General features: G+C 40.4%; 24 protein-coding genes. 18 read left to right on the forward strand and 6 right to left on the reverse strand.

Features of this window, described 5'->3' with window-relative positions:
* Positions 1-91: 91 nt before the first annotated feature.
* The 12 genes from hfq to rplI all read left to right on the forward strand — a co-directional run bounded on the left by hfq (position 92) and on the right by rplI (position 11,721).
* Positions 92-379 carry an RNA chaperone Hfq gene (gene hfq, locus ACNARN_RS10235; RefSeq protein WP_075672788.1) on the forward strand — a complete coding sequence of 96 codons (288 nt, stop codon included), beginning with the start codon at positions 92-94 and terminating at the stop codon, positions 377-379.
* 94 nt (positions 380-473) lie between these two features.
* Positions 474-1,757, forward strand: coding sequence for a ribosome rescue GTPase HflX (gene hflX / locus ACNARN_RS10240; protein ID WP_198630252.1), 1,284 nt, complete (start codon positions 474-476; stop codon positions 1,755-1,757).
* Positions 1,758-1,849: 92 nt separating this feature from the next.
* Positions 1,850-3,124, forward strand: coding sequence for an FtsH protease activity modulator HflK (hflK, locus tag ACNARN_RS10245; RefSeq protein ID WP_198620231.1), 1,275 nt, complete (start codon positions 1,850-1,852; stop codon positions 3,122-3,124).
* A gap of 2 nt (positions 3,125-3,126) precedes the next feature.
* Positions 3,127-4,131 (forward strand): protease modulator HflC, encoded by a 1,005-nt coding sequence (gene hflC / locus ACNARN_RS10250; protein WP_075672791.1) that lies wholly within the window; start codon positions 3,127-3,129, stop codon positions 4,129-4,131.
* Between the two features lie 457 nt (positions 4,132-4,588).
* A complete protein-coding gene (locus ACNARN_RS10255) occupies positions 4,589-5,887 on the forward strand; it encodes an adenylosuccinate synthase (protein ID WP_099076371.1) in 1,299 nt (432 codons plus the stop codon).
* 426 nt (positions 5,888-6,313) lie between these two features.
* Positions 6,314-6,742 (forward strand): nitric oxide-sensing transcriptional repressor NsrR, encoded by a 429-nt coding sequence (nsrR, locus tag ACNARN_RS10260; protein WP_109372704.1) that lies wholly within the window; start codon positions 6,314-6,316, stop codon positions 6,740-6,742.
* A 39-nt stretch (positions 6,743-6,781) separates the two neighbouring features.
* A complete protein-coding gene (gene rnr / locus ACNARN_RS10265; RefSeq protein WP_109372703.1) occupies positions 6,782-9,274 on the forward strand; it encodes a ribonuclease R in 2,493 nt (830 codons plus the stop codon).
* Positions 9,275-9,376: 102 nt separating this feature from the next.
* Positions 9,377-10,108 carry a 23S rRNA (guanosine(2251)-2'-O)-methyltransferase RlmB gene (gene rlmB / locus ACNARN_RS10270; protein ID WP_164996193.1) on the forward strand — a complete coding sequence of 244 codons (732 nt, stop codon included), beginning with the start codon at positions 9,377-9,379 and terminating at the stop codon, positions 10,106-10,108.
* A gap of 163 nt (positions 10,109-10,271) precedes the next feature.
* The gene (gene rpsF / locus ACNARN_RS10275; protein ID WP_023583607.1) at positions 10,272-10,670 is read left to right on the forward strand and encodes a 30S ribosomal protein S6; all 399 of its coding nucleotides are present in this window, start codon (positions 10,272-10,274) and stop codon (positions 10,668-10,670) included.
* Between the two features lie 8 nt (positions 10,671-10,678).
* The gene (gene priB / locus ACNARN_RS10280) at positions 10,679-10,999 is read left to right on the forward strand and encodes a primosomal replication protein N (protein WP_006535746.1); all 321 of its coding nucleotides are present in this window, start codon (positions 10,679-10,681) and stop codon (positions 10,997-10,999) included.
* A gap of 4 nt (positions 11,000-11,003) precedes the next feature.
* Positions 11,004-11,231, forward strand: a complete 228-nt coding sequence (gene rpsR / locus ACNARN_RS10285) for a 30S ribosomal protein S18 (RefSeq protein ID WP_000135199.1) — start codon at positions 11,004-11,006, stop codon at positions 11,229-11,231.
* Between the two features lie 40 nt (positions 11,232-11,271).
* The gene (gene rplI, locus ACNARN_RS10290) at positions 11,272-11,721 is read left to right on the forward strand and encodes a 50S ribosomal protein L9 (protein WP_023583606.1); all 450 of its coding nucleotides are present in this window, start codon (positions 11,272-11,274) and stop codon (positions 11,719-11,721) included.
* Positions 11,722-11,804: 83 nt separating this feature from the next.
* On the opposite strand, the gene ACNARN_RS10295 is transcribed toward rplI, so the two are convergent.
* Together ACNARN_RS10295 and ACNARN_RS10300 are read right to left on the reverse strand one after the other, a co-directional pair.
* Positions 11,805-12,464 (reverse strand): LysM-like peptidoglycan-binding domain-containing protein, encoded by a 660-nt coding sequence (locus ACNARN_RS10295; RefSeq protein ID WP_198620229.1) that lies wholly within the window; start codon positions 12,462-12,464, stop codon positions 11,805-11,807.
* 53 nt (positions 12,465-12,517) lie between these two features.
* Positions 12,518-14,212: a hypothetical protein gene (locus tag ACNARN_RS10300; RefSeq protein WP_349443274.1), complete on the reverse strand. Its 1,695-nt coding sequence runs from the start codon at positions 14,210-14,212 to the stop codon at positions 12,518-12,520.
* Positions 14,213-14,447: 235 nt separating this feature from the next.
* Here ACNARN_RS10300 and ACNARN_RS10305 point away from each other — a divergent pair, with 235 nt between their 5' ends.
* From ACNARN_RS10305 to zinT, 3 genes are read left to right on the forward strand one after another with little or no spacing between them, the layout of a single operon-like run.
* A complete protein-coding gene (locus ACNARN_RS10305; protein WP_023583603.1) occupies positions 14,448-14,696 on the forward strand; it encodes a type B 50S ribosomal protein L31 in 249 nt (82 codons plus the stop codon).
* Positions 14,697-14,706: 10 nt separating this feature from the next.
* Positions 14,707-14,832: a type B 50S ribosomal protein L36 gene (ykgO, locus tag ACNARN_RS10310; RefSeq protein WP_006535739.1), complete on the forward strand. Its 126-nt coding sequence runs from the start codon at positions 14,707-14,709 to the stop codon at positions 14,830-14,832.
* A 4-nt stretch (positions 14,833-14,836) separates the two neighbouring features.
* Entirely contained in the window at positions 14,837-15,484 is a 648-nt protein-coding gene (zinT, locus tag ACNARN_RS10315; protein ID WP_198620227.1) for a metal-binding protein ZinT, read from the forward strand.
* A 142-nt stretch (positions 15,485-15,626) separates the two neighbouring features.
* On the opposite strand, the gene ACNARN_RS10320 is transcribed toward zinT, so the two are convergent.
* Positions 15,627-17,075: an NAD-dependent succinate-semialdehyde dehydrogenase gene (locus ACNARN_RS10320; protein WP_416304441.1), complete on the reverse strand. Its 1,449-nt coding sequence runs from the start codon at positions 17,073-17,075 to the stop codon at positions 15,627-15,629.
* 260 nt (positions 17,076-17,335) lie between these two features.
* Here ACNARN_RS10320 and ACNARN_RS10325 point away from each other — a divergent pair, with 260 nt between their 5' ends.
* Complete coding sequence (locus ACNARN_RS10325; protein WP_006535733.1) at positions 17,336-17,956, forward strand: peptidylprolyl isomerase; 621 nt, start codon at positions 17,336-17,338, stop codon at positions 17,954-17,956.
* A 142-nt stretch (positions 17,957-18,098) separates the two neighbouring features.
* A complete protein-coding gene (cysQ, locus tag ACNARN_RS10330) occupies positions 18,099-18,839 on the forward strand; it encodes a 3'(2'),5'-bisphosphate nucleotidase CysQ (protein WP_416304460.1) in 741 nt (246 codons plus the stop codon).
* Between the two features lie 53 nt (positions 18,840-18,892).
* Here the strand turns inward: cysQ and ACNARN_RS10335 are convergent, their stop codons facing one another.
* On the reverse strand, positions 18,893-19,453 hold the full coding sequence (locus tag ACNARN_RS10335) for a YtfJ family protein (protein ID WP_198626356.1): 561 nt from the start codon (positions 19,451-19,453) through the stop codon (positions 18,893-18,895).
* A gap of 283 nt (positions 19,454-19,736) precedes the next feature.
* Between ACNARN_RS10335 and ACNARN_RS10340 the strand changes: the two genes are divergently transcribed.
* The gene (locus ACNARN_RS10340; RefSeq protein ID WP_100159789.1) at positions 19,737-19,943 is read left to right on the forward strand and encodes a DUF1107 domain-containing protein; all 207 of its coding nucleotides are present in this window, start codon (positions 19,737-19,739) and stop codon (positions 19,941-19,943) included.
* A gap of 79 nt (positions 19,944-20,022) precedes the next feature.
* Here the strand turns inward: ACNARN_RS10340 and ACNARN_RS10345 are convergent, their stop codons facing one another.
* Together ACNARN_RS10345 and msrA are read right to left on the reverse strand one after the other, a co-directional pair.
* The gene (locus ACNARN_RS10345; protein ID WP_109372696.1) at positions 20,023-21,402 is read right to left on the reverse strand and encodes a hemolysin family protein; all 1,380 of its coding nucleotides are present in this window, start codon (positions 21,400-21,402) and stop codon (positions 20,023-20,025) included.
* A gap of 149 nt (positions 21,403-21,551) precedes the next feature.
* Positions 21,552-22,130: a peptide-methionine (S)-S-oxide reductase MsrA gene (gene msrA / locus ACNARN_RS10350; RefSeq protein ID WP_416304442.1), complete on the reverse strand. Its 579-nt coding sequence runs from the start codon at positions 22,128-22,130 to the stop codon at positions 21,552-21,554.
* Between the last annotated feature and the right edge of the window lie 58 nt (positions 22,131-22,188).

Here is a 22,188-nt window from a genome sequence, read left to right on the forward strand (position 1 = left end):
ATTGATAGTTGCCAAAGCGCAATTTTTGAGTAGTTCATTTTTCGAACCAATTGGGTTCTAATATAAAACAACAAAATAAGGAAAACATAGAATGGCTAAGGGGCAATCTTTGCAAGATCCTTTCCTGAACGCATTACGTCGTGAAAGGGTTCCCGTTTCTATCTATTTGGTAAACGGCATTAAATTGCAGGGTCAGATCGAATCTTTTGACCAATTTGTTATTTTGCTGAAAAACACAGTAAGTCAGATGGTATACAAACATGCTATCTCTACCGTGGTACCTTCGCGTCCTGTTTCTCATCATAGCAATACAGGCACGAACCAAACTGGTACAGGCTACAATGGTGGTGCTGCTCAGCAGGATGATGTTGCAGAGTAATAATTCAATATTATTCTTGATATAAGAAAAACATAGGTAGGGAGACTTTACCTATGTTTTTTCCTGTTTTTATAAAGTCCAAGAGGTTTCGCCTTTGTTTGATCGTTATGAAGGTGGCGAATTAGCCGTTTTAGTGCACGTATTCTTTTCTCAAGAAAAGAACGTTGATGATTTGCAAGAATTTGAATCTTTGGTGACATCTGCGGGTGTTAAACCGGTTCAGATTATTACAGGAAATCGTAAAGCACCTCATCCTAAATATTATGTGGGTGAAGGTAAGGCAGAAGAAATTGCCGAGGCTGTAAAAGCAAGTGGTGCAGATGTTGTTTTATTTAATCATGCACTGACACCTGCACAAGAGCGAAATCTGGAAAGACTTTGTGAATGCCGTGTGGTTGATCGCACGGGAGTTATCCTTGATATCTTTGCTCAAAGAGCAAGAACTCATGAAGGAAAGCTACAGGTAGAACTCGCCCAGTTACGTCACTTATCAACCCGTTTAGTCAGAGGGTGGACTCACCTTGAAAGACAAAAAGGGGGGATCGGGTTACGAGGACCAGGCGAAACTCAGCTAGAAACAGACCGCCGCTTACTCCGAGGTAAAATTAGTCAAATTCTAATGCGATTGGGTAGGGTTGAGCGTCAGCGTGAACAAGGACGGCAAGCGCGGAGTAAAGCTGATATTCCAACATTATCCCTTGTTGGTTACACGAATGCAGGGAAATCGAGTTTATTTAATCTCATTACCTGTTCTGATGTGTATGCAGCAGATCAGCTCTTTGCAACATTAGATCCGACACTAAGACGTATTCAAGTTGATGATGTGGGAACCGTTGTATTAGCCGATACTGTTGGATTTATTCGACATTTACCTCACGATCTTGTTGCTGCTTTTAAAGCGACTTTGCAAGAAACACGAGAAGCGACCTTACTTCTTCATGTTATTGATGCAGCAGATAGCCGTTTTGAGGAAAATATTCATGCCGTTGAAAGTGTATTAGAAGAGATTGATGCTCAAGAAATACCAACACTGCATGTTATGAACAAAATTGATCTTCTTGAAGACTTCACTCCAAGAATTGATCGAAATGAAGAAAACTTACCCGTTAGGGTTTGGGTTTCTGCACAAACAGGCGAAGGTATTCCTCTGTTGTATCAGGCGTTGACAGAACGTCTTTCAGGTGAGATCGCACACTTTGAATTACGTTTACCGCCAGAAAATACAGGGCGCTTACGTAGTCGTTTTTATCAATTACAGTCGATAGAACGTGAATGGATTGAAAAAGACGGTAAAGTTGGGCTAATCATACGTATGCCTATGGTAGACTGGCGCCGCCTTTGCAAGCAGGAACCAAATTTATTGGATTACGTGGTCTGAAACTCGGCCATAATAATGAACATTAACTGAGAGCTGGCGACGAAATCGGCTCTTAAGCCTGATAAATCTAATCATAATAATGGAGCTAGAACATGGCGTGGAATCAGCCCGGTAACAACGGACAAGACCGCGACCCGTGGGGTAACCGAAACAGCGGCAATAATAATGGCGATGGCAACGGTAACTCTAACGGCAATCAAGGAGGTCGGAATCGCGGAGCATCAGATCTCGATGATATGTTCCGTAAACTGAGTGAAAAGCTTGGTGGTTTCGGCGGTAAAAAAGGTGGAAACTCCTCTTCTGGGCAAAATGGCGGTCCTCGTAGTAATGCTGGAAATCTTTTGATTTCTCTTGCATTAGGTGCGGTAGTCGTGGTTTGGGCTGCAAGTGGTTTTTATACCATCAAAGAGGCAGAACAAGGTGTAGTGACTCGTTTTGGTAAATTTTACCAAATCGTTGAACCTGGTCTGAACTGGAAACCGACTTTCATTGATGAAGTTCAGCCTGTTAACGTAAAAACTATCCGTGATTTAACTACGGGTGGCATGATGTTAACGTCAGATGAAAACATGGTTCAAGTTGAGATAAACGTGCAGTATGTTGTCTCCGATCCAGAAACATTCCTGTTTAACCTGACAACACCAATTAACAGCTTAGGTCAGGCAACTGACAGCGCAGTACGTGGCGTTATTGGTCGTTCAGAAATGGAAAAAATTCTGACTTCTAACCGTTCAGAAATTCGTGACCAAACACGTCAAGAATTAGAAGAGACTATCCGTCCTTATAACATGGGTATCTCGATTGTGGACGTCAACTTCCAAGTTGCTCGCCCACCAGAAGCGGTAAAAGCGGCATTCGATGACGTAATCGCTGCCCGTGAAGAAGAACAAAAAACAATTCGTCAAGCTGAAGCGTATAAAAACGAAGTGTTACCGTTAGCAAAAGGTAACGCGCAACGTATGATTGAAGAAGCGACGGCTTATAAAACCAGTGTGGTGATGAAAGCAGAAGGTGAGGTAGCAAGCTTTGCTAAAATCTTACCTGAATATCGTGCTGCTCCTGAAATTACTCGCGAGCGTCTTTACATTGAAACGATGGAAAAAGTGCTATCAAAAACACGTAAAGTTATCGCTAATGATAAAGGTAACAGCATGTTAGTGCTGCCTTTAGAGCAAATGTTACGTCAGCAACCTCAATCTACACCATCGAATACGTTTGAGGCGCCAGCTCGTGTAACGGCACCTGCTCCAGCTGCAAATCCAGCACCGACACAAAAACCAGCGACAACGACTTATGGTAATGGTGGATATGGTAGTAATAATGGCGGTTATGGTCAGCCTTACGGCAATAATCAAGGAGGACAATAATCATGCGTAAAGTTATCGCTGTTGTTGCAGTTATTATTTTAGCGTTGTTGTACTCTTCTGTATTTGTCGTTCAACAGTATGAGCGTGGTATTATTTTACGCTTTGCGAAAGTTGTACGTGATGCTGAAAATAAACCTGTTGTTTATGAACCTGGTCTTCACTTTAAAATTCCATTTATTGAGAATGTGAAAAAACTGGATGCGCGTATTCAAACTATGAATATCCAGCAAGACCGTTTCTTATCAGGCGAGAATAAAGACTTATTAGTCGACTCTTATCTGAAATGGCGTATCAGTGATTTCAGCACCTACTATCTGGCAACAGGTGGTGGTAATACAACGCAAGCGGAAACATTACTGCGTCGTAAATTCAGTGACCGCTTACGTTCTGAGATTGGTCGTATGAGCGTAAACCAAATTATTACGGATTCTCGTGGTCGTTTAACCATTGATGTTCGTAATGCACTGAATGAAGGTACTCCATCTCGTGATTCAAGTGCTGCTGATGATGCGATTGCCATTGCTGCGAAGAAAGTAGCTGAAGAAACCAAAGGTCAAGCGCCTGCTATCAATATGAACAGTATGGCGGCTTTAGGTATTGAAGTGATTGACGTTCGAATCAAGCAAATAAACTTACCTATGGAAGTTTCTGAGGCGATTTATCAGCGCATGCGTGCAGAGCGTGAAGCCGTTGCTCGTCGTCACCGCTCTCAAGGTCAAGAGCAAGCTGTGAAAATTCGCGCAGCTGCGGATAAGACCGTAACAGAGACACTTGCTGAATCTGAGCGTGAATCATTACGTCTTCGCGGTGAAGGTGATGCTCAAGCGACTAAACTGTTTGCTGATGCGTTCAACCAAGATCCAGACTTCTATGCCTTCATTCGTAGCTTACGTGCTTATGAAAAGAGCTTTAACCAAGATGGCAATGACGTCATGGTGTTAAGCCCAGATAGCGATTTCTTACGCTATATGAAAGCACCAACAAAAGCGCGAGCGATTGAAGAGTAATTTCCAAACGTATTAAACCGTTTGAGTAAATAATAAAATCCTCCACCTTAAAAAGTGGGGGATTTTTTTTTGATATCAATAAGATAAAGCGAGTAATCTAGCTAAGAAATAAATAATTGTGCATAAAAAGATGAAAATTTACGCTTAATGGTTTCCAAAATGGTTTTAGCTGGGATAGTATAAAGTGAAAATTGCATTTCAAGATAAACCTTCGGCAATTCCGAAGCGTCTTCTTCGCCATTTTCACTTTTATGTCACTCTGCTTCCTGTTTTTGCGATCAAAACTGTTGATAAAATTCACAATACGTTTGTGATGCGGATTTTTCGGGCAAAAATATTGACAATGGCAAGATAATCTATTGCTTAAAAGCGGGGATGACATAATTAGATAAAATCTACTGTAACTCTTGAATTGAGATGGTAGAATCCTTTTTTAAGCAACCGAGTGTATTTTGAAATGAGTAATAACGTTGTCGTATTGGGCACCCAGTGGGGTGACGAAGGCAAAGGCAAGATAGTCGATTTGCTGACAGAACGCGCTAAATATGTTGTTCGCTACCAAGGTGGCCATAACGCAGGCCACACTCTAGTCATCGACGGTGAAAAAACCGTTCTTCATTTAATCCCATCAGGCATTCTCCGTGAAAATGTTGTTAGCATCATAGCAAACGGTGTCGTTTTATCGCCAGAAGCCCTGATGAAGGAAATGACTCAACTTGAAGATCGTGGCATTCCTGTTCGTTCTCGTTTACTTCTATCTGAAGCTTGCCCGTTAATCCTTCCTTATCACATCGCATTAGACAATGCGCGTGAAAAAGCGCGTGGCGAAAAAGCTATCGGTACAACAGGTCGTGGTATCGGTCCTGCTTACGAAGATAAAGTTGCTCGTCGCGGTTTACGTGTTGGCGATCTGTTTGATAAAAAAGCGTTTGCACAAAAACTCAAAGAAATCATCGAATACCATAACTTCCAACTGGTGAACTACTACAAAGTTGAACCTGTTGATTACCAAAAAACCTTAGATGATATCATGGCAATCGCTGATATTCTGACAGGTATGGTTGTTGATGTTTCAGACTTACTGTACAAAGCAACACAAAACGGTGAGTTAGTGATGTTTGAAGGTGCACAAGGTACTTTATTAGACATCGACCACGGTACTTATCCGTATGTAACCTCTTCAAACACAACCGCTGGTGGTGTGGCAACAGGTTCAGGCTTAGGCCCTCGCTATGTTGGTTACGTATTAGGGATCATCAAAGCTTACTCTACTCGTGTAGGTGCAGGTCCATTCCCAACTGAATTGTTTGATGAAGTGGGTGACTTCTTACGTGAGAAAGGCCAAGAATTTGGTGCAACTACAGGCCGTAGCCGTCGTACTGGCTGGTTAGATATCATCGCTATTCGTCGCGCTGTTCAAATCAACTCACTGTCTGGTTTCTGTATGACTAAACTGGATGTGTTAGATGGTCTGAAAGAAGTGAAACTGTGTGTTGGTTATCGTTTACCAAATGGTGAAGTGATTGATACAACACCTTTAGCAGCTGATGATTGGGAAGGTATCGAGCCTATCTACGAATCAATGCCAGGTTGGAACGAAAGTACTTTTGGTGTGAAAGATCATGCTCAACTGCCACAAGCAGCGCTGAACTACATCAAACGTGTAGAAGAACTGACAGGTGTTCCTGTTGATATCGTTTCTACTGGTCCAGACCGTTCAGAAACCATCATTCTCCGTCATCCATTTGATGCATAATTTGCATTAAATTGGTTTGATGTGAACATCGTCCCTGAAAATGACAGGGGCGATTTTTTCGTATCTGTTTGTTGGTTAAATTGAGATAAAAATACGTGTTACACATAAGATAAGACAGCTTTACACTCGGTTTTGCTTCTGTTCTATCAGTAACGCGTAAAAAACAGTAAGACAATGTTATTGTTGTAATATCAGAAATAAGAAAGCGATCTGTTGAAAATCGACAGTATCGCTTTTTCTTTGTCTGTGATATCGCTATTATTTTGTTAATAGTCAAGTGAGAGACGGAAATAACTCACTTTTGAGCATATCTTTGCTAAATGTCCAAAAATTAAACATAATATTGCTTAATAAAATGATATTCTCATTAATAATTACTGATCCCTTAACGACTTTAATAGGGAAAACCACTTTTCAGAGGTCATTGTGCAATTAACCAGTTTTACAGATTATGGATTGCGGGCATTGATATATATGGCTTCATTGCCAGAAGGCAAAATGACGAGTATCACTGAAGTGACACAAGTCTATGGTGTCTCGCGTAACCATATGGTGAAAATTATTAATCAACTTAGCCATTTAGGTTTTGTTGAGGCTATTCGCGGTAAAAATGGAGGGATCCGTTTAGGCAAGCCTGCAACAAACATCATCGTGGGTGAGGTTGTTCGTGCTTTAGAGCCACTTTCATTAGTAAACTGTAGTGCTGAGTTTTGCCACATTACCCCAGCTTGTCGACTAAAACTGGTGTTAAATCAGGCAATTGAGCAGTTTTTGAAAGAGTTAGACCGTCACACACTCGCCGAGCTAGTTGAAAATAATAGCTCCTTATATAAATTGTTATTAGAAGATGTTTGAGTCTACTATTTCATCAAATCTGATAGCTTGGAGGTCATAATGTCAAAAGATCCTTTTCAGGATAGAGAAGCAGAGAAATACGCCTCTCCAATTGCTAGTCGCGAATATATTTTAGAAGAAATGAAAAAACGCACGGCACCAATGAGTCGTGAAGATTTAGCACAGGCGTTAAAAATTTCTGGTGAAGAAGACTTAGAAGCGTTGCGTCGCCGTTTAAGAGCAATGGAACGTGATGGCCAATTAGTTTTTACCCGTCGCCAATGCTACGCATTACCTGAACGCCTTGATTTGTGGAAAGGCAAGGTAATCGGTCACCGAGATGGTTATGGTTTTTTACGTGCAGAAGGTCAAAAAGATGACCTCTATCTTTCACAAGATGAAATGAAAAAAACTATGCATGGCGATGTGATCCTTGCTCAACCTTTAGGTATGGATAGAAAAGGTCGCCGTGAAGGTCGTGTTGTTCGTGTTATTGAACCACGAAATAACCAAATTGTAGGTCGCTATTTTATTGAGTCAGGTATGGGATTTGTTGTACCTGATGATAGCCGTTTAAGCTTTGATATTCTTATTCCTAAAGAAGATATCATGGGCGCACGAATGGGAAATGTGGTTGTTGTTGAAATCACAACAAGACCTACTCGTCGCACTCAAGCAGTAGGACGTATCGTTGAGATCCTAGGCGAAACGATGGGAACAGGTATTGCAGTAGAAATCGCCCTGCGTACTCATGAGATCCCTTATACATGGCCTGAAAAAGTTACAAAAGAAGTTGCTGATTTAAAAGAAGAAGTTCCAGAATCAGCTAAGCAAGGACGTGTTGATTTACGCAAATTACCATTAATTACCATTGATGGTGAAGATGCACGAGATTTTGACGATGCGGTTTATTGTGAACGTAAGAAAGGCGGTGGCTGGCGTTTATGGGTCGCAATTGCGGATGTGAGCTATTATGTGCGTCCACAAACGGCATTAGATACAGAAGCGCGTAGCCGAGGAAACTCTGTTTATTTTCCTTCTCAAGTAGTGCCGATGTTGCCAGAAGTTCTGTCTAATGGATTGTGTTCATTAAATCCACAAGTTGACCGCTTATGTATGGTTTGCGAGATGACGGTTTCTGAACAAGGGCGTCTTTCTTCTTATAAATTCTATGAAGCAGTGATGAGTTCTCATGCACGAATGACTTACACCAAAGTGTGGAAAATCATTCAAGGTGATGAGGAACTGCGTGAACACTATAAACCTATCGTTCAAGATATTGAGCATCTATATGAATTGTATCAAGTGCTAGATAAAGCGCGTGAGCAACGTGGTGCGATTGGTTTTGAATCAGAAGAAGCGAAGTTTATCTTTAATGCAGAGCGTCGTATTGAGCGTATTGAGCCAGTGGTTCGTAATGATGCACACAAATTGATTGAAGAGTGCATGATCCTTGCTAATATCGCAGCCGCTCGCTTTGTTGAGAAAAATGAAGAACCTGCACTTTATCGTATTCATGATAAGCCCAAAGAAGAGAGCGTCCTGAATTTGCGTTCAGTCTTTAATGAATTAGGGTTAACGTTGCCAGGAGGCTTAACGCCAGAGCCAGCAGACTACGCGCGTGTTATGAAAGAGGTTGAAGAGCGCCCTGATCGTGAAATGCTGCAAACCATGATCTTACGTTCTATGAAGCAAGCGATTTACGATCCTGAAAATCGTGGACACTTTGGTTTAGCATTGAAATCTTATGCTCACTTTACCTCGCCAATTCGTCGTTATCCTGACTTAGCCTTGCATCGTGCAATTAAATATCAAATTGCGAAACAAGCAGGTCACGGTTCACAGCGTTGGACACCAACAGGTGGCTACCATAGTGATATGGACACCATGTTGCAATTAGGCGAGCACTGCTCTTTAACTGAGCGCCGTGCTGATGAAGCAACACGAGATGTCGCTGATTGGCTGAAATGTGACTTTATGCTGGATCAAATCGGTCAACAATTTACAGGTATTATCACCAGTGTAACGGGCTTTGGTTTCTTTGTCCGCTTAAACGATTTGTTTATCGATGGTTTGGTGCATGTTTCCACATTAAATAATGATTACTATCAATATGACAATGTTGGTCAGCGCTTGATTGGTGAGTCTTCAGGGCAAGTTTATCGCCTTGGTGATGAAGTGGAAGTGAAAGTGGAAGCAGTAAGTATGGATGAACGTACTATCGACTTCTCTTTAATTTCAACAACACGTACCGCGCGTAATCCGGGTAAAACAGCCCGTGTTCGTGGCCTAAAAGGTGAAAAAGACAAGAAAAACGCAAGTTCTAGTAAGTCTCGTCGTCGTGATGCAAGCAAAGACAAAAACTTTGAGCCAGATAGTGCTTTCAAAAAAGGCAAATCATCAGGTCGAGGTAATGCGAGCAAAGACAAAGCTGTAAAAGACCAAGTTGCGAAAGATAAAGCAAGTAGCAAACGTAAGAAAGCATCATCACAAACCAAAAAGATAGAGGCAAAACTTAAAGCTAAACGCGCAGCCAAACGCGATAACGCATAAAGTTTCGTTCTTCTGGTTCTTTTTTAAAAGGCGGAGACTCCGCCTTTTATCTGTTTTGTGCCTTTTATTTTTTAATGAGTAAGCACCGCTATGAGCGAAGAAATTATTTATGGTATTCACGCAGTAACCGCATTACTTGAGCGTGATCCTGCACGTTTTAAAGAAGTTTATGTATTAAAAGGGCGCGAAGACCGCCGTTTAACACCTGTTATTCATGAATTAGAAGCTCAAGGTATTCTGGTTCAAGTGGCTAATCGTCAATGGTTAGATAGCCAAACAGAAGGTGCTGTTCACCAAGGTATTATTGCTAAAGTAAAACCCGGTCGTCAGTATCAAGAACAAGATTTACCAGACTTATTAGCTAAAGTCGGCACACCTTTCTTATTAGTGCTAGATGGTGTTACTGATCCCCATAATTTAGGGGCTTGTTTACGTAGCGCAGATGCAGCTGGTGTGCATGCTGTTATCGTTCCCAAAGATCGTTCTGCACAATTAAACGCAACAGCCAAAAAAGTGGCTTGTGGTGCAGCAGAAAGTGTTCCTTTAATTAAAGTGACTAACCTTGCTCGTACATTACGTTTCCTGCAAGAAGAGAACGTTTGGATTGTCGGCACAGCAGGCGAAGCAGACCATACTTTATATCAAAGCAAACTCACTGGCCCAATGGCATTAGTGATGGGCGCTGAAGGTGAAGGTATGCGTCGTTTAACTCGAGAGCATTGTGATGAGCTGATTAGTATCCCAATGGCGGGTACGGTGTCTTCACTCAACGTTTCTGTGGCAACCGGCGTTTGCTTATTTGAAGCGATGCGCCAGCGTATTATTGTTAAATAATCGCTGAGTTTATTTTATTCTCTATACTCCCTTGAGTTTTATTGGCCGCGGGGGTATAGTTACGCGTCAATTTTTTCAGTCACAACTTAAACAAGTTCCTTGCCTCCATGGGTGGTGACTGACCCTGACAGGAGGCTGATAAATCCGTAAGGAGCAATATCAAATGCGTCATTACGAAATCGTTTTTATGGTTCATCCTGACCAGAGCGAACAAGTTCCGGGCATGATCGAGCGTTATAAAACCGCTATCACTAATGCAAATGGTCAGATCCACCGTCTAGAAGACTGGGGTCGTCGTCAATTAGCTTATCCAATCAACAAACTGCACAAAGCACATTACGTTCTGATGAACGTTGAAGCTCCGCAGGAAGTGATTGATGAACTGGAAACTACTTTCCGTTTCAACGATGCCGTTCTCCGCAACATGATTATGCGTACTAAACACGCAGTAACTGAAGCTTCTCCAATGGTTAAAGCAAAAGACGAACGCCGTCGTGATATCGCTGATGACCTCGATGATGAAGATGAAGTTGATGATGTAGCAGAGGATTCTGAAGAGTAATTAGTGCTGTGACGGCTAATAATCATTTGGTGCTAACTGGCACAGTGTGCAAAGCATTAATTCGAAAAGTTAGCCCCGCTGGGATCCCGCACTGTCAATTTGTTATTGAACATCGTTCAATACAAGAAGAGGCGGGATTAAAAAGACAATCATGGTGTCGAATGCCCATTATTGCTAGCGGGAAAGCGTTACAAGCAGTTACTCACAGTATAACGGTCGGCAGCCAAATCACCGTTTCTGGATTCATTAGTAGCCATCAGGCGCGAAATGGATTGTTTAAATTGGTGCTTCATGCCGAGCAGATTGAATTGATAGATTCTGGAGACTAGCCATATGGCACGTTATTTCCGTCGTCGTAAGTTCTGCCGTTTCACAGCAGAAGGCGTACAAGAGATCGATTATAAAGATATCGCTACGCTGAAAAACTATATCACTGAAAGTGGTAAAATTGTACCAAGTCGTATCACCGGTACTCGTGCAAAATACCAGCGTCAGCTGGCTCGTGCTATCAAGCGCGCACGCTACCTGTCTTTATTACCTTATACTGATCGTCATCAGTAATAGGTATATAGTCCATTAATGACTTGTAGAGGATAAGGTAATGCAAATTATTCTGCTTGATAAAGTAGCGAATCTGGGTAGCCTGGGTGATCAGGTTAACGTAAAATCGGGCTATGCTCGTAACTATTTAATCCCACAGGGTAAAGCTGTTTCTGCGACTAAGAAAAACATCGAGTTTTTCGAAGCGCGTCGTGCTGAGTTAGAAGCTAAATTAGCTGAAACTTTAGCAGCAGCTGAAGCTCGTGCAGCGAAGATCAATGCACTGGGTTCTGTCACTATCAGCTCTAAAGCGGGTGACGAAGGTAAACTGTTTGGTTCAATCGGTACTCGTGACATCGCTGATGCAGTAACTGCAGCTGGCGTTGAAATGTGTAAGAGCGAAGTTCGCCTGCCAAATGGCGTTCTGCGTACTACTGGTGACCACGAAGTTCACTTCCAAGTTCACAGTGACGTATTCGCTGAACTGAATGTTATCATCGTTGCTGAATAATCTCTGATTAAACAGTTAATGTTGATAAAGAAAAACGCCAGCTAAGCTGGCGTTTTTTTTTGGATAAATAAAGGCTTTTTTTACTATGGTGTACGGTAATAACTTCCATCACTCAAACGAGTGTAAGTGATAACAGTACCAGCGCTATTTGTCACTTCTAGCATACTGACATCACCTTGTGGATTACGCTGTAAGCGAATAGCTTGCCCTGAGCGCAATTGGCTTAATGATTTCTGTTGGTCTTCTGATTTCGCCATAGAAAATGCATCATTGACAGGAAGTTGATTGTCTCTAAAAAGCTGCGCTAAGGTTTGCCCCTCTTTAATGGTGTAAGTCTGCCATGTTTGCGCTGGTGTTGATTGAGTGTCTTGTTGCGGTGTTGTTTGAGCAATATTTCCCTCAGGATCATTTGTCGTTGGAGCCTCAATTGATGGAGAAATCCCAGGTTCGGCATTTGAGTTTATTTGTGCTTGAGGGATCGGTGTTTGATACGCTGGATCATTGGTAGATGCTATTGGCACAGGAAGATCATGCGTTGATGATGACGGTTGAGGTGGCTCACTAGTGTTTTCACTTGTCGGCCAAAAAAACACGACCAATAAAGCAATAGCAATAACCAGTATTGCTCGACGATGTAAGCCAGGGAATTTGCCCATATTCACCTCATTATTGATCTGTGAATCAGTATTATGAATTGCTGTAACATCTTTTTTATTCCTTGTAGCCATACTAGCACGAACCATGATCCTAACCTGCTCCCTGAGTTCTTTTCAGAATTATCTATTCGCTCTAACCGTTAATGTTCTTTATTCCCTTGATGGTTAACTAAAAACAGTTTCATACGTTGATACACATTTTTATCAGTTTCTATGGTTAAAGCCTGTGTTAATTCACCATAAAGATCATGAGGCAATAATGTGTCAGACCATGTTGAAAGAACATTCAGCGCCATATTTCTATCACGCAATGTTGGACTGCGTAATTGCCTTTTGATAAGTGACCAGCCGATACCAGGAAAACCACCAAGATCTTGCATAATATATTCAACGGCATGATGAGACTGATATTCAGAGTCGGTAGTTATTAATGGATCATCTATGCTATCTAATGCTGTTAATTCAATTTGTTGTTCTGCAAGTTTAACTACTCTTTCTATTTTGTGAGAAGCATCTGTTTGCATTAATTGGTGCCACCAATCCGCATTGGGGTTGTCTTTTTGTAGTGAAAAGAGTAATTCCCAAATATCAAGGCGAAGAGATTTAGCGACAAGGCTTGCTTGGTAATTTTTTGAGCGAGAAGGATTTTGTAATGCTTCGATAATGAGTGTCGACCATTCTGGTTTTTGAATAATATTTTGTGAAGCAGAGATAATTTGTTGTTGGCATTGATCGTTCCAGCCGAGAGACTCAAGTAATAACCAATCTTCACCACTATTTTGCACAAAATCAGCGATTTCACAGACACAATAAAGGAGCTTTAACTCTTTTGGTGGCAAAGTATCGACTTGTGAAATAAAAGCATTACACGCTTGGGTGCCCTCTACATAATCATAGATATCTTTTGCAGGACCTCCATTAAGCAGTGCGCGTAAAAGATCACTACAACCAAGTAGTAACTCATTATCTAAAGGATGCGTGTTCAACATCGCTAATAATGCCCCTTTTGTGACACAGTCATAGGCCACATATTCTGTCATCACATTATTTTTATACCCTTCAGTCAGCAGCCAATAGCGATTATTAACAGACAGTGTTGAAGGCAGATGTTCGATAAATTGAATACGTCCCCAGCCTTTAGTTCGTTGACCTAGGGAATATAAAAAAGGCTCAAATTCTTCACAGGAGAGACGCTGTTTCAGCGATCGAATAGCATAAAGTGTAAATTCAGGGTGAAGAGCAAACAATAAAAGTAAACGTTGAGAAGTACTATCGTTAAACGATCCTAATAGCCCTAAGGCGATTTTGATCGGATTCTTATCAGGACTTAACTTCAAGATCCATAAAATGAGTTGAAAATAGATCTCATGATTAATCAGTGTTTCATCTTGTTCTATTTTCTCTATCAGATGTGAAAGATAGGTAATAGGCGCGAGTTTATCTTGGCAGGCCATTAAATAAAAAGAATCGACATGCTCTTTATCAGGCAAAAGAACGACATGCTTTATTGCATGATAGAGCGACAAGGCAAATTCTTCACATACTTTTTGAGAAGGCTGTTGTTCAATCGCTCGACCTATTCGTTGGTGCAAAATAATACCTTCGCGAGCACCTGCTGACCAACTAAAAGGGATTGAATCATAATCAAATTTTATTTTTAGGTGAGAGTCTGACAATAGATTTAATTCATCAGGTAAAGGTGTATCACCTATTTCATAAGGAGCTAATTGTGAAAGAATTGAAGGAACAGAAGAAGGACAAACCTTAGGAAAGTCTATTGTGAGGTCGATAGACAGAGGTGACTTACTGAAAAGCTTATCGCGCCAATTAGTCATAATAGATCCTATTTGTTTTGCCGTCTTAGTATAACTTTAGCGGAAAATAGGAAAGCTGGACAAAAAAAGCCAGAAAATCCACTTATATCACTTAAAAAATCCCTACCCGAAACATACCTCCCTTCTTGAGATAAAAAACAAATCAAAAAAAACTGGTCAATAAAATTAAAAAGCGGTACATTAGCGCAATTCTAGATTTGTTATATTATAACATTACAAATAAATGGGGTTTATTATGAAACTAGGTATCCACCCTCAATATCGAACAGTGATTTTCCATGACACTAGTGCAGATGCTTATTTTAAAGTGGGTTCAACCATCCAAACGGAAAAGACAATAGAGTATGAGGGGCAAACATACCCTTATGTGACATTAGATGTCTCCTCTCAATCACACCCATTTTATACCGGTAAGCAGAAGACTCATTCTCAAGAAGGTAATGTGGCACGCTTTAATAAACGTTTTGGTCAATTTATTAAGTAAGGAAGAAAAAATGCAGGTATTAAGTTCATTGAAAAGCGCTAAACAACGCCATCCAGATTGTAAAGTGGTGCGTCGTCGTGGGCGCCTTTATGTAATTTGTAAGTCAAATCCACGTTTTAAAGCTGTTCAGGGGTAAGAGCATGCAAAAACCAATTCTTTCTTGTGTTTTGATTATGGGATTATTGGGTAGTGCAATGTCGGTTTTAGCACATGGTCACCATCATGAAAAAGTACAAACACAAGCACAGCGAGATGCAGCGAATGGGATTTTCGAGGACAAGGATGTTCTCGATCGTAAACTCAGCGATTGGGAAGGGGTATGGCAATCTGTAGAGCCTTATCTTCTTAGTGGCGAACTCGATGTTGTTTTACAGAAAAAGGCAGAGACGAAAAAAGATAAAACTGTTGAAGAGTATCGTGCCTACTACGCACAAGGCTACAAAACAGATGTGGATATGATTGGTATTGAAAATAATATCATTGAATTTCATCAAGGTGAGAAAGTAGAGAGTTGCGAATATCACTATGATGGTTATCGTATTTTACATTATGAGTCTGGTAAAAAAGGGGTTCGTTATTTATTTAGATGTGACGATGCTACAAGCCAAGCACCTAAATTTATTCAATTTAGCGACCATATTATTGCACCAGAGAAAGCAGGGCATTTCCATTTATATATGGGCAATACATCGCAAGATGAATTACTTAAAGAGTTGAGTAATTGGCCAACTTACTATCCTTATTCTATGAAGGCAGATGATATTGTTCATGAAATGCTTTATCACTGATAACTAATTGATAAAAATATTGGGCTAACACCTTATACCCTTGGTTATTACCGAGGGTATTTTTTCTTAACAATAATGATAAAAAAGGAAAAAGCAGTAGCATCCATGCTGACTTACTTTTATAAGTTGGGTTAACGATTATTTATAACCCTTGGCAGAGGTATTTCATTTCCATATAGTCTTCAATGCCGTGTTCAGAGCCTTCACGACCTAAACCTGATTGTTTAATGCCACCAAATGGTGCAACCTCATTGGAAATTAAACCTGTATTAATGCCCACCATGCCGTATTCTAAATTTTCAGCGACACGCCAAATACGTTGTGGATTTTCACTATAAAAATAAGCGGCTAAACCATAAATCGTGTTATTCGCTAAATGCACTACTTCATCTTCATTTTCAAAGATAACTAAAGGTGCCACAGGGCCAAAGATCTCTTCTTCAAGAATATGACTATCTGCGGGAACATTACCCACAACAGTAGGTTGGAAGAAATTTTCACCCACTTTATCGCTTTCACCACCACAAAGTAGTGTAGCGCCACGTTTTAGTGTGTCAGCCAGTAAAGATTGTGATTTTTCAACTGCTTTGCGATTAATAAGAGGCCCAATAGTGACACCTTCTTCAAAACCGTTACCCACTTTGAGTTTTTTAACAGCAGCAACAAAGCGTTCACTAAATTGTTGATAAACATCTTTATGAATATAAAAACGGTTAGCACAAACACAGGTTTGTCCTGCATTGCGGAATTTAGCGCCCATAGCCCCTTCAACGGCTTTATCTATATCAGCGTCGTCAAACACGATAAATGGTGCATTGCCGCCCAATTCTAAAGAGACTTTTTTTACGCTATCCGAGCACTGACGCATTAATAAACGTCCAACGCCTGTCGAACCCGTAAAACTTAATTTACGAACGCGATTATCAGAGGTGAAGACTTCGCCAATTTTAATGGCATCACCTGTAACAATATTAATAACACCCGCAGGAATACCTGCTTGAGCTGCTAATTCCGCTAAAGCCAATGCGGTATAAGGTGTTTCATTGGCTGGTTTAATCACCATGGTGCAACCCGCGGCTAATGCTGGTGCGGCTTTTCGGGTGATCATAGCAGCAGGGAAGTTCCAAGGCGTAATGGCAGCACAAACACCAATACCTTGTTTAATCACCATCAAGCGTTTATCAGCAGAAGGTGAGGGAATAATTTCACCGTTGGTTCTCTTACCTTGCTCTGCAAACCACTCGATAAAAGAAGCAGCATAAGTAATTTCACCTTCAGCTTCAGCAACAGGTTTACCCTGCTCAAAGGTCATTAATTCAGCAAGTTTTCTTTTATTTTCAGTGATTAATCTAAACCAGTTTTGCAATAATGCTCCGCGCTGATGTGCTGTAAGTGCACGCCATTTTGGTAAGGCTTTTTGTGCAGCATCAACAGCCATTATTGCTTCTTGTGTTGCCATATTGGGTACAGTACCAAGTAGAGCACCTGTGGCAGGATCGATAACATCAACGGTTTCGTTATTTTTAGCATTACACCAAAGACCATCAATATAGCCTTGTTCACGGAAATAGGGATTTGTCGTTATCTTCACTTAATACCTCTCTGAACATATTATATATTGATATTTATAAGGCTAGGCAGTTCGGTGCCTGCTTATAATTATATGCCTGTGTTGCGATGTTGTGAAAATAAGTATGACAAATGCCAAGAAAAAAATGTCAAATTGAGGTGAATAGGGTCAATTGCTTATGTTTTTAATGAATAATCCCCATTACTCAAGACTGAAGGTTTACGCTGTACCTTACCACTGTTATTCTTGGGTTTAACTTTCATAAAAAACAGGTATTTTTCATGTCAAAACCATCATTTGATTCTATTGAATCACAGGCAAGTTACGGTATTGGTCTGCAAGTCGGTCAACAACTGACTGAATCAGGTCTTCAAGGATTAGAGCCCGCAGCACTGTTAGCTGGCTTGACCGATGCATTAGAAGGTAATGCGCCTTCTGTACCTGTTGAAACATTACACAATGCCTTACGTACTATGCACGAGCGTGCTGAAGCTGTTCGTCAAGAACGCCAAGCAGAGCTGGCTGATGCTGGTAAAGTTTTCTTAGAAGAAAATGTGAAAAATGAAGGCGTTCAGGTTACAGAATCAGGTTTACAGTACAAAGTCCTGACAGCGGGTGAAGGTGCAATCCCTGCGCGTACTGATCATGTTCGTGTTCACTACACGGGTCGTTTAATTGATGGTACTGTGTTTGATAGCTCAGTTCAACGTGGCCAACCTGCTGAATTCCCAGTAAATGGCGTTATCGCAGGCTGGATTGAAGCATTAACATTAATGCCAGTAGGCTCAAAATGGGAATTATATATTCCTTACCAATTAGCTTATGGCGAACGTGGAGCTGGTGCGGCTATTCCTCCATTCGCGACATTAGTATTTGAAGTAGAATTATTAGAAATTTTATAATTTCTTATTCTGCGGTAAATCAGAGTAAAAAATAGCTGGTTTTTGCCAGCTATTTTTGTCTCTATACTAAAATAAAGAGATAGTCGGGTAATTAATTTTTATAAGGGGCGTTATCTGCTTATAAAAATAAGAGAGGTGCATGATGTTAGAACAAGTCAGCAAATTAGCCCGCCAAGCAGGTATGGCGATAATGCAAATCTACCAGCAATCAGAGCCTATCCAAGTACAGGAAAAAAGTGATAATTCACCTGTCACAGAGGCTGATTTGGCCGCTCACCAAATTATTAAACAAGGACTTGCTTCTATTGCCCCAGATATACCTCAATTATCTGAAGAAGATCCCCCTGAATGGGAAGTTCGCCGTCATTGGGATCGCTATTGGTTGATTGATCCTTTAGATGGAACTAAAGAATTTATTAGCAAAAATGGTGAGTTTACGGTGAATATCGCCTTAATTGAAAAAGGTATTCCCGTTTTAGGCGTTGTTTATGCACCGGTTCAAAATGTGTTATATGCGGCTGCCAATAAACAAGCATGGAAAGAAATGTGTGGTCGGAAATTACCTATTCATGCGAGCCGTGCTGAACCACCAGTGATTGTGATTAGTCGTTCTCATCAAGATGATGAATTAAAAGAGTATTTATCTCAACTTGACGAACATCAAACGGTTGCCGTTGGCTCTTCTTTAAAATTTTGTCTTGTGGCGGAAGGTAAAGCGCAACTTTATCCTCGTTTTGGACCAACACACACATGGGATACTGCCGCAGGTCATGCTATTGCGATTGCCGCTGGTGCGCATGTCACTGATTGGAAAGGGATCACGTTAGATTATTCCCCTAAAGAATCGCTGATAAACCCAGGATTTAGAGTTTCTATTTTTTAAATAGACCAGATGAAGTTGGAGCCCTTGATGTGAAAGGGCTCTGACATGGTAAGCTATTCTTTAATTAAATCGTTGATAAGGTTGATTGCCGTCGTAATCTCCGCACCGCTTAATACACCTTCTTTGACGAAACGAACCTTACCTTGCTTATCTAAAACAACAATAGTTGAACTCTCTTTTTCTAATCCCCAGCCTTTTAATGCTACGCCATCGGCATCAACAATAAACTGTGACCAAGGAAATTCTTTTTTACTGTCTTCAACACTGCTACGAACAAATGGACCTGTGCCAAAGACTGCATCATCAGTATTAATAATCGTTGTAGTTTGATAACTGGTATGTGGGAATTTAGCCAGTTTTACGGCTTCAATAAACGGTGCATTCATCCCCTTAGCCTTGCTACGTCCTGCTATATGCTGAACAGTACGTACTTTTCCACTGAGCAGACCACTATTCCAATTTTGGTAGCTAAACTTATCTTTGGTTGTGTCATAAAGTAGCTCACCTTTGTCATTGATTGTGACAGCAGGAAGTACTGTATTTTCAGTGATGTTATGTGCAAACGCCCATGTGGATGTGCTGAGTAAAAGAGCAGCTAAGGTTATTTTGTGCATAGCCATTGTCCTATTATTGAAATCGACGTTAGATTCTATCTAAGCATAGAAGCTAGTGAAGAATAATACCTCATCACTGATACATTTATTTAACATTGAGTGGGTAAAATAACACACACATTATCTTTATTTATATTCTTTACTGTCAATAAATGTAAAAACAGATAAGAAAATCAAATAAGTTGAACCTAGTACTTATAATTAGGTCTTTAAATTTGATATATAAAGATAAGTCTTTATGACTTATTAAACTCAACAACGAGCATGGGAGACTAACTGAAAGATGAAAATCTTCAATCGCTATAACCCTGAAAAAATTGCTCTCTACGTTAAGACGTTATTTCGTGGACGGTTTTACATCAAAGGAATGGGTGCATTTGAATTCGATTATGGCAAAATACTACTGCCTAAAATAAAAGATAAGCTACATTTTAATGTGATGAGTGAAGTGAACCAGCAGGTGGTTTTGCTGAAAGCAGAACTGGGCTAACTTTTATCTGATAGATAACTGAGTCTTTCTCGTGAAAACTTTCGATAAGACTCAGTTATTAATTTCAATTTGTTACTAGTTAACTTGTCGTTTTATTTTCATCTACTTTGATATCGACTTCGGTTGTTGTCTGTACAACAGGAACGTGTTCTTGCAAAACAGGTTTAACCGGTGGAATATCATCAACTTTAGTTACGAGTAATTGATCTATTTTGTAATTATCAATATCGACAACTTCAAATTTATACCCTGAGAACTTCACATAATCAGTACGTTTTGGAATTTTACGTAAACGGTACATCATAAAGCCCGCAATGGTTTCGTAGTTACTTGAATCAGGGAAATCATCAATATCAAGAACGCGCATTACATCATCAATTGGCGTACCGCCTTCAACTAGCCATGAGTGCTCATCACGGCTCACAATTTGTTCTTCTTGCCCTGGTCCAATTAAATCCCCCATCAAGGTTGTCATTACATCGTTTAACGTAATCACACCCATCACCATCGCGTATTCATTAAGGATGATGGCAAAGTCTTCACCAGATGTTTTAAAGCTTTCCAACATATCTGAAAGCGTTAATGTATCAGGAATAATCAGCGCTTTACGGATATGAACACCTTCATTGAGGTTTAAGCTTTGTCCGTTAATAACGCGATTAAGAAGCTCTTTAGAATCAACATAACCAATAATATGGTCGATATCGCCTTCACAAACCAAGAATTTAGAGTGAGGCTGTGTGGCAATTTTTTCTTTGATATCACTTTCTGTTTCTTCACGATCAAAATAGACCACATCTTCTCGTGGTGTCATGGCCGAAGGGACAGTGCGTGACTCTAACTCAAAGACGTTTTCAATCAGTTCATGTTCTTGTTTACGTAAAACACCAGCAACAGCCCCCGCTTCTACAATGGCAAAAATATCATCAGAAGTAATATCTTCATTTCTCACCATCGGGATTTTAAATAATTTGAAGATAAGATCAGCCATGCCATTGAATAACCAAACCAGCGGGCGAAAGAAGGCAAGGCAGAAACGCATTGGGTTCACAATTCTTAATGCGATAGCTTCTGGTTTTATCATACCAATGCGTTTTGGCGTTAAGTCAGCCAGTAAAATAAACATTGATGTGACAATAATAAAAGAGCAAATCGATCCTAATTGTTGTGAGAGTGCTTCATCAAAAAATTGTAGGAAAAAGCTTTTTAATGAAGGCGAAAATGCAGATTCACCCACAATACCCGCTAAGATAGCGACAGCATTTAATCCAATTTGCACAACGGTAAAAAACATGCCCGGCATTTCTTGCATTTTTAATACACGAGCAGCGTTAATATTGCCCTCATCAACAAGTTGTTTGAGCTTAATTCGACGAGAAGCAGCAAGAGAGATTTCAGACAGCGAAAAAAAGGCGCTGATAGCACAGAGCAAAAGCACAATGAGTAAACTATTAAGCATATAAGACTCACACCACCCCAAGTATTTAGTCCAAAGGGTAATACTAGAGTGTTAAAATAGAAGATAAATCAATATATTGTGATGAAATTATTCACAAAGAAAGATAAGAGGGCGCAATTATATCATCGCCCTGCTATTTTCTGCTAGTTTTACTTTTCAGGAGGATAACAGATACCTATCCCACCTAATCCACAATAACCTTGTGGGTTTTTATAGAGATATTGTTGGTGATAATCTTCAGCAAAATAAAAAGGGCCCGCTGGCTGAATTTCTGTGGTGATTACTTCAGCAGCACCTTGAGTATTCATAGCTTGTTGATAGCGTTTTTTGGACTCAATAGCTTGCGCATATTGATCTGCATTAACCGTGTAAATTGCCGAGCGATATTGGCTGCCAATATCGTTACCTTGACGCATACCTTGTGATGGATTGTGATTTTCCCAAAAAAGAGCCAAAAGTTGTGAATAGCTAATCACTGAGGGATCAAAAACCACTCTCACGACTTCACTATGACCTGTTAATCCTTGGCAAACTTGTTGATAGGTTGGGTTTTCTGTTACACCACCGCTATAACCCGCACTTGTTGAGTAAACGCCCTGTTGTTGCCAAAACAGACGTTCAACTCCCCAAAAACAGCCCATCGCAAAATAAGCGATACTCATCTTTTCAGGAATATCATTAATAGAATGCCCATTTACTGCATGATTAGCAGATATTTCTAATGGCATCGAAGTACCCCTTAAGGCATTCTCTGGTTGGTAAGCTTTATGTTGCAAGGTAGACTCC

This window comes from Proteus sp. TSJ240517 (assembly GCF_047921575.1).
Classification (GTDB): domain Bacteria; phylum Pseudomonadota; class Gammaproteobacteria; order Enterobacterales; family Enterobacteriaceae; genus Proteus.